The sequence below is a fragment of the Antarctobacter heliothermus genome (genome assembly GCF_900188425.1).
GTDB classification, from domain to species: domain Bacteria; phylum Pseudomonadota; class Alphaproteobacteria; order Rhodobacterales; family Rhodobacteraceae; genus Antarctobacter; species Antarctobacter heliothermus.
On the sequence record NZ_FZON01000044.1, the window covers coordinates 1 to 9,944 of the forward strand.

The 9,944-nt window shown below is 64.6% G+C and carries 12 protein-coding genes and 1 riboswitch; of the genes, 5 read left to right on the top strand and 7 right to left on the bottom strand.

Annotation, left to right across the window (positions count from 1 at the left end; genetic code table 11):
- The 6 genes from CHB90_RS18570 to CHB90_RS18600 all read right to left on the bottom strand — a co-directional run.
- On the bottom strand, window positions 1–267 hold a 267-nt coding region (locus tag CHB90_RS18570; RefSeq protein WP_212591617.1), incomplete at its 3' end, for a transposase.
- Entirely contained in the window at window positions 260–463 is a 204-nt protein-coding gene (locus CHB90_RS18575) for a hypothetical protein (protein ID WP_089279351.1), read from the bottom strand. The genes CHB90_RS18570 and CHB90_RS18575, both read right to left, overlap by 8 nt.
- Window positions 457–885, bottom strand: a complete 429-nt coding sequence (locus CHB90_RS18580; RefSeq protein ID WP_245823300.1) for a plasmid mobilization protein — start codon at window positions 883–885, stop codon at window positions 457–459. Before CHB90_RS18580 ends, CHB90_RS18575 begins: the two co-directional genes overlap by 7 nt.
- A gap of 41 nt (window positions 886–926) precedes the next feature.
- Window positions 927–1,799, bottom strand: a complete 873-nt coding sequence (locus tag CHB90_RS27070; RefSeq protein WP_245823301.1) for a helix-turn-helix domain-containing protein — start codon at window positions 1,797–1,799, stop codon at window positions 927–929.
- A 398-nt stretch (window positions 1,800–2,197) separates the two neighbouring features.
- Window positions 2,198–3,202 (bottom strand): aldo/keto reductase, encoded by a 1,005-nt coding sequence (locus CHB90_RS18595; RefSeq protein WP_089279352.1) that lies wholly within the window; start codon window positions 3,200–3,202, stop codon window positions 2,198–2,200.
- Between the two features lie 67 nt (window positions 3,203–3,269).
- Window positions 3,270–3,959, bottom strand: a complete 690-nt coding sequence (locus tag CHB90_RS18600; protein ID WP_089279353.1) for a D-lyxose/D-mannose family sugar isomerase — start codon at window positions 3,957–3,959, stop codon at window positions 3,270–3,272.
- A 139-nt stretch (window positions 3,960–4,098) separates the two neighbouring features.
- A riboswitch (cobalamin riboswitch) is annotated at window positions 4,099–4,304 on the top strand.
- Window positions 4,305–4,496: 192 nt separating this feature from the next.
- Between CHB90_RS18600 and CHB90_RS18605 the strand changes: the two genes are divergently transcribed.
- The 5 genes from CHB90_RS18605 to CHB90_RS18625 are packed head-to-tail and all read left to right on the top strand — an operon-like array spanning window position 4,497 to window position 7,876.
- Window positions 4,497–5,249 (top strand): DUF4198 domain-containing protein, encoded by a 753-nt coding sequence (locus CHB90_RS18605; RefSeq protein ID WP_089279393.1) that lies wholly within the window; start codon window positions 4,497–4,499, stop codon window positions 5,247–5,249.
- Between the two features lie 3 nt (window positions 5,250–5,252).
- Window positions 5,253–5,870, top strand: coding sequence for a cobalt transporter CbiM (cbiM, locus tag CHB90_RS18610; RefSeq protein WP_089279354.1), 618 nt, complete (start codon window positions 5,253–5,255; stop codon window positions 5,868–5,870).
- On the top strand, window positions 5,867–6,442 hold the full coding sequence (locus CHB90_RS18615) for a cobalt ABC transporter permease (protein WP_089279355.1): 576 nt from the start codon (window positions 5,867–5,869) through the stop codon (window positions 6,440–6,442). The genes cbiM and CHB90_RS18615 overlap by 4 nt, the downstream gene beginning before the upstream one ends.
- Before the next feature lie 4 nt (window positions 6,443–6,446).
- Complete coding sequence (cbiQ, locus tag CHB90_RS18620; protein ID WP_089279356.1) at window positions 6,447–7,235, top strand: cobalt ECF transporter T component CbiQ; 789 nt, start codon at window positions 6,447–6,449, stop codon at window positions 7,233–7,235.
- A complete protein-coding gene (locus CHB90_RS18625) occupies window positions 7,226–7,876 on the top strand; it encodes an energy-coupling factor ABC transporter ATP-binding protein (RefSeq protein WP_089279357.1) in 651 nt (216 codons plus the stop codon). Before cbiQ ends, CHB90_RS18625 begins: the two co-directional genes overlap by 10 nt.
- 3 nt (window positions 7,877–7,879) lie before the next feature.
- Here CHB90_RS18625 and CHB90_RS18630 read toward each other — a convergent pair whose 3' ends face one another.
- Window positions 7,880–9,898 carry a trypsin-like peptidase domain-containing protein gene (locus CHB90_RS18630; protein ID WP_089279358.1) on the bottom strand — a complete coding sequence of 673 codons (2,019 nt, stop codon included), beginning with the start codon at window positions 9,896–9,898 and terminating at the stop codon, window positions 7,880–7,882.
- Window positions 9,899–9,944 lie beyond the last annotated feature (46 nt).

A 9,944-nucleotide genomic window follows, 5' to 3' on the forward strand; every position in this document is an offset into this window, starting at 1 on the left:
CGGAATATCCAACGGGTAGAAAAGTGCCCCGGCATCGGGCGACCACAAACCTTTCTTCTTCAACTCATGCCGCCAGGCGTAAATCTGTTGCCGCGTAATCTCGTGGCGCTGCGCCACTTGCGTCACCGTTTCCCCACCAACACCAGCCGACATGACAATTTCGAGCTTGTCCTCATCGCGCCAGAAACGCCGCCGCTCCACCCCAAGAATTTCACCACGCATCGATGACCCCGCATAAGACACGTCGTTAACGACGTCGTTAAACACGTGTCCTAGATGATCGCACCAGCGTCAGGCAGGCGGTGCCAATGGCGCGGTTACCCCGCGTGACTGTCATCGGCTGGCCGTCCGCATCGCGGATCAGGTCGCGGTTGTCGTCATAGGCCAGCACCTTGTCCGCGACGAGGTAGCCGACCGGACCAGCGCCCGCGCCTTTGCCATTGCGGAAGAACTTGATCAGCATCGGCGCGACGCTTCGACGATCTGGGCAAGCTGGCGCTCGATGGTCAGCAGACGGCGGGCAACGGTGAGCGCGTCGAGGTCAACGCGGCCCGCCAGCATCGCGCGGTTTAGCCAGCGGGCGATCTGGTTGAGATTGCCGCCGATGCGCCCGACAGCCAGTACCAGCGCGGGATCGACGCGGGGGATAGGCTTGCGGCGGCGGGCTTCGCTGAGGCCCAATGCCTCGCGCAGCAGGGTCGCAGCAGGCAGGCCAGCGGCCTCGGCCTTGGCGCGGAGCTGGGCCTTCTCTGCCGCTGTGCACCGAAAGACGAAAGTCTCGGTCAGCGGTTCTTTGGTGCGGGCTTTGCCAGCGCCGGTGGGGTTCGAAGGGGAGGCTTGCCGCCCCTCGCAAGGTCCCGTGTCAGCAGCGCCAGCGTATGACATGGGTCGCCTTGCTGTTTGCTCTTCGGTGGGATCGGTTGCGGTCATGTTCTGAGGCCTGCGGCTTGGATTTGCGCCTGTGTCACTAGCTTTGAGGCAAGCAATCCATCGATCTGCTTGGCCGTGATGTGCTTGCACATCGGGCTGCGATCACTGATCCAGCAGGCCAGTCGTGCATGATGATCAGCCTGCAACGCTGCCGTCTTCTCTCGGTCTTCCGCTTGCTTCTCGACATAGGCCTGCCAACGCCGAGATTGGAACCAGTTGTCCGAAAAGCAGACCTTGGAGCGGGTGAAGCCAGCGCTGTCGGTGGCGTAGGCTTGGACGGCTTGCAGCAAGTCCTCCGGCCTGATCCCTTCCTTCATGGCCCCTTCGATCTGGGCAAGGCACGCCGCTTTACCCCGAAATCGGTCGGGCGGATAGGCTCCCAGAATCTTCTCAGCCTCCACCGCCTCGTGCTTGCGCGAAGGAGGTTCTTTCTTAGGTTCAATGGTAAGGTTCCTGTCCCGATTTGAGACTACCCCCGTCTCACCCTTGAGACTTTTCCCCAGCTTTTTTGAGACGTTTCCCCCCGTCTCATTTTGAGACTCAACCCTGTTGGGACCGCTGCCACCCCCCTTCGGGCGCGCACTCGGACCGAGGGTGATGTCGAGGTGTAACTCATACTGATTGGACCCGCGCCCGCCTTCGCCATCGCCACGGGCATGGCGTGTAACGAGGCCGCATTCTTCCAAGGTCGTCATGTGCCGGAACAACGTGGCCCGGCCCATCTCGCATTCGTCAGCCAACCGCTGCGCGCTAGGGTTACATTGGCCGGTTTCTTTGTTGTGAAAATCCGCCAGCTGAATCAACACGATCTTAGCGGCGGGTTTCAACCCTTTGACGTTCGCGGCCCAGATCAACGCCATGCCGCTCATGGCTTTGAACCTGCCAAAACACGGGTATCAGGTTCACAACTTGTTCGACAAATGTCCTGATACTTTTTTGATCCTAAGGATTTGTTTTCGGGACGAAATACACTGGATTGCAAATCCGTGAACAGGAGTTCGATTCTCCTACTCGCCTCCACCTTCCCTTCCCACGCGTCCTTCCGTGATCACCCTCTTCCTCTTCGGAGGGGCCGGACACGCGTCGGTCTTCCGGGCGATTTGCATCCTTTTGCATCTTTCCCCGTTTCGCCCCCTTGTCCGCAGGGCGCGGGGGCGTGGGAACACGCCGCGACGACACGCGTCGCGGCTATGGTTGTCAGGTCGGCAAATCACTCGCCCCGGCTCTGCCCGCCTTCGGATCTCTCCTGATCCAACGCGCGCTGAGGTCAGCAATAATCCTCGGGACCGATGGACTGATCGGCAGAGTAGCGCGCGCCGTGGATCCAGCCCACTGGCAGGCGCGCCTCTATCTCTGCCTTCAGATCGTCGCCCAGCATCATGCAGGCCCCGCGCACCAGATCGTGCAGGTGGCCAGGGCTGCGGGTGCCGGGGATGGCGTGCATCATGCGCCCCTGCGACAACACCCAGGCGATGGCCAGCGTCGCAGTCGGATAGCCAGCCTCGGCGGCCAGTTCGCGCAGCGGTTTGCTGGCCTCTATGTTGCGGGACAGCCCGTCACCGGCGAACCGCGGGTTGACCTTGAGGAACGGTGCCGCCTCGACCCGCGCGGGCGTCGGCGGCGTGTCCGTCAACAGCCCCCGACCCACGGGCGAAAACGCGACCAAAGCGGTGCCCAGTTCGGCGCAGGCCTGCAACAATCCCAGCTCTGGCAGCCGCGTCTGCAAGGAATACTCCGACTGCACGGCGGCCACCGGATGCACGGCGGCGGCACGGCGCAGGCTGGTGGGCGCAATCTCGGAAAAGCCGAACGCGCCGATCTTGCCCTTCTGGATCAGCCGCGCAAGCGTCTGCGTGACTTCCTCGATCTCATGCCTTGGATCGCGGCGATGGACATAGAACAGGTCGACCCGCTCCAGCCCCAGCCGTTTCAGGCTGCGGTCCAGTTCCGCCTCCAGATGGGCGGCAGAGTTGTTGAAACTACGCGCGCCGGTGTCCGGGTCGCGGGTGATCGAGGCCTTGGTGGCGATGCGGAACGGGATCTTGCCCTTGTCCTGATAGCGCTTCAGGAACCGGCCGATCACCTCTTCGGATTTGCCCATGCCATAGACATTGGCGGTGTCGATGTGATCGACCCCCGCATCCAGCGCGGCATCCAGAACCGCGTGGCTGCCTGCTTCGCTGATCTCACCGTAAAACCCGGCAAAGGACATCGCCCCAATGCCCAGCGCCGACACCTCTGGCCCGCCTTTTCCCAGCGCCCTGCGCAACATCGCCTGTCCCCCGTTTTGTGGCAGGGCGACAGTGGGCGCGGCGCGGCGGATTGGCAAGACCCCGCCGTCAGGCCGACAGCCACCGGGCGTAGTCGCTCACCAACAGATGCAGTGGCGGCTCATCCTCTTCGATCTCGGAGAACCGGCCAATCGGTTCGCGAAAGATATTGTCCGTCTCGTCGTCGTTCACGGTGCTGACCTCACCGATCAGCACATCGCCGCCCTCGCCCCAAAAGGCATGCCAGTCGCCGGGGCGCAACGTCACGCTTTCCCCCGGTGCCAGCCGCAGCTTTTCGCCCGGAGCGTAGTCATGCACGATGCCGTCACACATCACCCGCCCGCCGCGATCCTCGGCAAACCGCCCCTGATCGTCCGACCCGAACAGTTCCACCACCAGAGTCGCGCCGCCCCGGTTGATGATGTCCTCTGCCTTGATCACATGGGTGTGCATCGGCGACAGCTGATCCTGCCGGGAAATCAGCAGCTTTTCGGCGTAGCACATGCCGCGCCCGCCGGTCAGGTCTGACAGCAGCCCGTTGCGCAGGGTGAACAGGAACAGCCCCATCTCGTCGAACCGCCCTTCGCCGTAATCGGTGATGTCCCAGCCACAGCGCGAGTCGATGACGTGACGCGCCGCCCCGGCCTGCGCCACAAACGCCTCTGGCGACCACTGGGCAAAGGGCGGCAGCGCAAAACCATGCCGCCGGATCAGTGCGTCCGCCTCTGTCATGATGGCGTTGATGCGTGAGCGTTTCATGGCCCTCTCCCCCGATGGCGACAACAAACCTGCGTTCAGCTATCGACCGCATCCCGCCCGCCGTCAACTGTCCGCCACCATGCCGCAACCGCACCCTGCCGTGTCGCTTTGCCCATTGCCCCGACGCAGGCCATCTGTCAGACACAACCCCGTGACCGGTCCCAAAGGCGTGTCCTTTGGGGGAAAGAGGGAATGCCGTGCCGCGCGCCTCGCGTGCGTAACCGGCAGCTGCCCCCGCAACTGTAAGCGGAGAGTCCGGGCCAAGACGCCACTGGAGAAATCCGGGAAGGCAGGCCCAGACAGTGACCCGCCAGCCAGGAGACCTGCCGGACACCCGTCGCCCCCCCAAAGGCTGCGGTTTCCACCGGACGACGGGGTAAGCGTCTGGCCTTCGTCGCCCGGACTCTGTCCCGGTCCCGACATTGGCCGTCTCTGCCTGCCGTCCGTCACGCTCTGCGCCGGGGATGGCGCATTAGGACAAGGACGGCGACTGTGACTCTGCTTCCCTCCCTGAAACCCGCGCTGGCACTGGCGTGTATGGCTGTGCCTGCGGCGGCCCCTGCGCATTTCCTGCTGGAATACACCGTCGACACGATGATCGACCGGCCCGGCGATGTGCCGGTGAAACTGGTGTTCTGGCACCCGTTCGAAAACGGCCACGTCATGGAGCTTGCCCGTCCGCGCGCGTTTTACATGATCCACCGGGGCGACCGGACCGACCTGCTGGATACGCTGGAGCCGGTCACCTTTTCCGGCCCGACCAACGCCGCCACCGCCTACAAGGGCAGCGTGCCGGTCAAACGCGCGGGTGACTACATCCTGGTGACCGTGCCAGAGCCGTATTTCGAGGAAACAGAGGACATCTATATCCAGCAGATCACCAAGGCGTTCCTCAATCGCGGGACACTGCCGACAGACTGGATGACCCCCGTCGGCCTGCCGGTCGAGATTGTTCCGCTGAACAAGCCCTACAATATCCTCACCGGCTCCACCTTTACCGGGCAGGTGCTGGCCGATGGCAAACCCGTCGCCGGGGCCGAAATAGAGATCGAATACATGGCCGCAGAGCCGGACATGGACAGCAGCAGCGCCTCGGACCCGGTCACCACGCCGCCCCCCGGCGGCTCGGTTGTCGCCATCTCGGATGTGAATGGCTATTTCACCTTTGGCGTGCCGCGCGCGGGCTACTGGGGCTTTGCCGCCCTTGGGGCCGGGCCGGAGACGGAACATGAGGGCAAGGAATTGAGCCAGGACGCGGTGATCTGGATTCGCGCCCGGGATCTGGACTAAGCCATGCACATCGTGGACGGAGCCCTTTCCAACCCTGTCGTCATCGGCGGCGCCGTGGCGGCGGCGGGTGGCATCGCGCTTGGCCTGCGCGCCCTGCCGCTGGAACGTATCCCGGCGGCGGGGGTGCTGTCGGCGGCCTTTTTCGTGGCCTCGCTGATCCATGTGCCCATCGGCCCGTCTTCGGTGCATCTCATTCTCAACGGTCTGGCCGGGTTGATCCTCGGCTGGGCTGCCTTTCCCACGCTCTTTGTCGGGCTGCTGTTGCAGGCGGTGTTCTTTGGGTTTGGCGGGGTGACGGTGCTGGGCATCAACACCGTCAACATCGCCTTGCCAGCGGTGCTGGTCGGCCTGGCCTTTCGCCCCCTGATCCCGCGCAGCGGTCCGGCGATGGCCGCGCTCCTTGGCGGCGTCGCGGGCGCACTGGCCATTGCGCTGACCACCTTGGGTGTGGCCGTCTCGCTGATGCTGACCGGGCAGGAATTTCTCACCGCCGCCCATCTGATCTTTGTCGCGCATCTGCCCGTCATCGCGCTGGAGGGGCTGCTGACCGGCTTTGCCGTCCTGCTGGCGCGCAAGGTCAAACCCGACCTGTTCACCGCGCTCCAGGGGACCGGGACATGAAACGCCTCGCCCGGTTTCTGATCCTGATCCTGACGCTCTGCGCCCTGCCGCTGCCTGCACTGGCGCATAAGGTCATCGCCTCGGTCTTTCCCTCCGGCAGCGCCATCGAGGGGGAGATCGGCTTTTCCAACGGGTCCATGGCCCCCGACCTGCCGGTGCAGGTCTACGGCCCGGACGGCGCGCTGCTGGGCGAGACAGTGACCGACGCAGACGGCTTTTTCCTCTTCACCCCCACCACGGCCGTCACCCACATCTTTCGCGCCGACCTTGGCGCGGGCCATGTGGCCGAAACCACCATGCCCGCCGATGAGGTCGCCGCCGTGCTGGGCGTCAAAGCCCCGGAAACACCCACAACCGCCCCGCCCCCCGTCGCCACCGGCGTCGCCCTCAGCGCCGCCGACCGCGCCGAAATCGCCCGCATCGTCCGCGATGAAATGCGCCCCCTGCGCCGCGAAATCGCCGCCTACCGTGAAAAGAACGACCTGCAAACCATCCTCGGCGGCCTCGGCTACATCCTCGGCCTGTTCGGCCTTGCCTTCTACATCGCCGCCCGTCGGCGGCTGAACGGCTAGGCGCATGGCACACGTCCTGTCCAACGGCGACACCGTCCTGACCGACACCGGGGCCGAACACAGCGCCAGCCGCCTTGGCGCGCTGGACCCGCGCGTGCGCATCCTCGCCGCCCTTGCCTTTGCCATCACAACCGTGGCGCTGGACACCCTGCCCGCGCTGAGCGCCGCCCTTGCCACCGCCCTCAGCCTGCTGGCGCTGTCGCGCCTGCCCGCCATGCCCACCCTCAAACGGGTTGCCATGATGGACGGGTTCATCCTGTTCATGCTGGCGCTCCTGCCCTTCACCGTGCCGGGCGACGCCATCTTTACCCTCTGGGGCTATCCCGCCACATGGCAGGGCCTCGCCCGCGCCATAGAGATCGGCCTGACCGCCAATGCGGTGGTCCTGACCCTCATGACCCTTGTCGGCACGATGGAGCCTGTCACCCTTGGCCACGCCCTTTACCGCCTGAAAACGCCCGAAACCCTTGTACACCTGATGATGTTCACCATCCGCTACATAGAGGTGCTGCGTCAGGAATACCTGCGCCTGCGCGCCGCCATGAAGGTCCGCGGCTTTCGCCCCGGCACCAACTGGCACAGCTACCGCAGCTTTGGCTACCTTGTGGGCATGATGATGGTGCGCGCCATCGAACGGTCGGAACGGGTGCTGGGCGCGATGAAATGCCGGGGCTTTTCCGGGCGCATCCGGCTGCTGCACGACTTTCGCACCACCCGCGCCGACGCGCTGTTTGCCATCACCCTCACCGCGATCCTGCTTGCCCTTATCGCATTGGACCTGACATGGCGCTGATCCGGCTTGACGACATCCACTTTGCCTACCCCGGCCAGCCGCCCGTCCTGTCGGGGGCGTCCATGCAACTGGGCGCGGGCGAACGGCTGTCGATCACCGGCGCTAATGGCGCGGGCAAATCCACCCTGTTGCGGATGATCCTTGGGCTGCAACGGCCCACCGCTGGCACCGTCACCGTGTTTGACGCTCCCCGCTCGCGCGAAAAGGATTTTCATGAGGTCCGCCGCCGCATCGGTCTGGTGTTCCAAGACCCCGACGACCAACTGTTCTGCCCCACCGTGGCCGAGGACGTGGCCTTCGGGCCGCTCAACCTGGGCAAGACCCGGGCCGAGGCGCTGGAGACCACTGACCGCCTGCTGGATGATCTCGACCTGCACCACCTGCGCGACCGCGTCACGCACAAACTGTCGGGGGGCGAAAAGCGCCTCGTGACGCTGGCCACGGTGCTGGCGATGAACCCCGAAGTCCTCTTGCTGGATGAACCCACCAACGCACTGGACCCGAAAAACGCCGCCCGCCTGACAGAGATCCTCACCGCCCTGCCCCTGCCGATCCTGCTGGTGTCCCATGACCCGGCATTCCGGCGAGCGATTGCGCCCTGCGCGTTAGAATTGGCAGAGGGGCGGCTGGTGGCGGTTTAGGGGTTAGAACCCACCCCAGACCCGCGCGGTCTTGTCCTTTGAGGCGGTGACAATCCGCGTCCCGTCGGGCGAAAACGCTACGCTGAAAACCGTGCTCGAATGACCAGAGAGGGTGGCCAGCACCCGCCCCGTCGCGGCATCCCAGACCCGAGCGGTTTTGTCGACAGAGGCGGTGACAATCCGGGCGCCATCGGGCGAGAAAACGGCGCTGACCACCGTACCCGCATGCCCCGACAGTGTGGACAGCAGCGCCCCGTTCTGCGCGTCCCAGACCCGCGCGGTTCCGTCCTTAGAGGCGGTGACAATCCGGGCGCCATCGGGCGAGAAACAGGCGCTATACACCACACCCGCATGCCCCGACAATGTGGACAGCAACGCCCCGCTCTGCGCGTCCCAGACCCGCGCGGTTCCGTCCTTAGAGGCGGTGACAATCCGGGCGCCATCGGGCGAGAAACAGGCGCTATACACCACACCCGCATGCCCCGACAATGTGGACAGCAACGCTCCGCTTTGCGCGTCCCAGACCCGCGCGGTTTTGTCGTATGAGGCGGTGACAATCCGGTCGCCATCGGCGGAGAAGGCGACACTAAACACCAAATTATCATGCCCCGACAATGTGGACAGCAGCGCCCCGCTCTGCGCGTCCCAGGCCCGCGCGGTTTTGTCCCAAGAGGCGGTGACAATCCGGGCGCCATCGGGCGAGAAAACGGCGCTTCGCACCCAATCCTCATGCCCCGACAGCTTGGACACCAGCGCCCCGCTCTGCGCGTCCCAGACCCGCGCGGTTCTGTCCGCAGAGGCGGTGGCTACCCGGTCGCCATCGGGAGAGAAAACGGCGCGATACACCGCATCCTCATGCCCCGACAGAACCGCCGTCGGTTTATCCCAATAACTGCCCGGAAACTGCGCGCTGTCGGGCACTGCGGCCTTTGCACCTGCCGGTTTGCCCACCACCGGCTTGCGCGTAGCCGCCTCTGCCAGCCGGTCCCGTTCTGCCCGCAGTGCCGCCAGTTGATCGGTCAGCTTCTTGCGCTCGGCCTCGGCCGCAACCCGCGCTTGCCGATCCAGCTCTGCCTTTTCCGTCGCCAAACGGTCTGCTGTCGCCTTGGCCGCGTCCTGTTCGGCTTTCCGTTCCGCCCGCAGCCGCGCCACTTCGGCTTGCAGCGCAGTTAGATCACCGTCCGCCGCACCGCCCACACTGGCCGTCAGCACCTTGGACTGCGCCAGAATATCTGCCATCGGCACGGCGTAATTCACAGTCCCCACCCGCGAGCCCGCGTGGTGCAGACCCACAACCTGTTGCAGCCCTGCGTCAATCACCGGAGAGCCGGAATTTCCCGGCAGCGTGTCACAGGTATGGCGCAGCCGCCCCGAGGCGACCGCCGGAGTGTCGGCCAGACATTTTTCCCGACTTATGCGCTGTGCCTCGCCCATCGGGTGGCCGATCACCCAGAACGGATTGCGATCCTGCGGCACAACAGCTGACAATTCCAGCGCGCCGAACGTGGCATTTGCGTCGCCGATCACCTGTAGAACCGTGTAATCCAGCGCCTCGCTGGTCTCCAGCGGCACCGGGTTGACGTGGAATGACACCACCCCTTCGTCGATCCCGTCGCGCACAAATCCGGCGTGGAACTGCACCGCAATGATCGCGTTGGCCCCGCGTTCAACCATCTTGGGATTTTTCAGGATGCCCGGCACGCAATGGTGGTTGGTGATCAGCTTGTTGCCCTCGACAAGGAACCCCGTGCAGGGCGCGTGGCCGACATTGGTCAGGATCTGCACCATTCCCACCGCGCGACCCGTGCGGGCAAAGATCGAATTCGGCCCGTAATTGGAAATGAACTCATTGTTATAGGCCCCCACCTGCGCCTCAAGCTGGATATCGCCCAGCATGGATTCATTGCGCGGGGCGACGACCTGACCAAAGGTCTCGGCCGGGAACAGCATAAGGTCCTGCGCCTGCGCGGCGGTGGACAGCGCGAGGATTGAGGCGGCAGCGGCAAGGCGGGCAATCGACATCTGAAAATCGGCTCCGGACAAGAGATTTGACCATCACCCTAGCAGC

Coding starts and splice junctions, on each gene's coding strand:
- CHB90_RS18575 (WP_089279351.1), bottom strand. CDS start 463: ATGCTGATCAAGTTCTTCCGCAATGGCAAAGGCGCGGGCGCTGGTCCG.
- CHB90_RS18580 (WP_245823300.1), bottom strand. CDS start 885: ATGTCATACGCTGGCGCTGCTGACACGGGACCTTGCGAGGGGCGGCAA.
- CHB90_RS27070 (WP_245823301.1), bottom strand. CDS start 1,799: ATGAGCGGCATGGCGTTGATCTGGGCCGCGAACGTCAAAGGGTTGAAA.
- CHB90_RS18595 (WP_089279352.1), bottom strand. CDS start 3,202: ATGTTGCGCAGGGCGCTGGGAAAAGGCGGGCCAGAGGTGTCGGCGCTG.
- CHB90_RS18600 (WP_089279353.1), bottom strand. CDS start 3,959: ATGAAACGCTCACGCATCAACGCCATCATGACAGAGGCGGACGCACTG.
- CHB90_RS18605 (WP_089279393.1), top strand. CDS start 4,497: ATGGCTGTGCCTGCGGCGGCCCCTGCGCATTTCCTGCTGGAATACACC.
- cbiM (WP_089279354.1), top strand. CDS start 5,253: ATGCACATCGTGGACGGAGCCCTTTCCAACCCTGTCGTCATCGGCGGC.
- CHB90_RS18615 (WP_089279355.1), top strand. CDS start 5,867: ATGAAACGCCTCGCCCGGTTTCTGATCCTGATCCTGACGCTCTGCGCC.
- cbiQ (WP_089279356.1), top strand. CDS start 6,447: ATGGCACACGTCCTGTCCAACGGCGACACCGTCCTGACCGACACCGGG.
- CHB90_RS18625 (WP_089279357.1), top strand. CDS start 7,226: ATGGCGCTGATCCGGCTTGACGACATCCACTTTGCCTACCCCGGCCAG.
- CHB90_RS18630 (WP_089279358.1), bottom strand. CDS start 9,898: ATGTCGATTGCCCGCCTTGCCGCTGCCGCCTCAATCCTCGCGCTGTCC.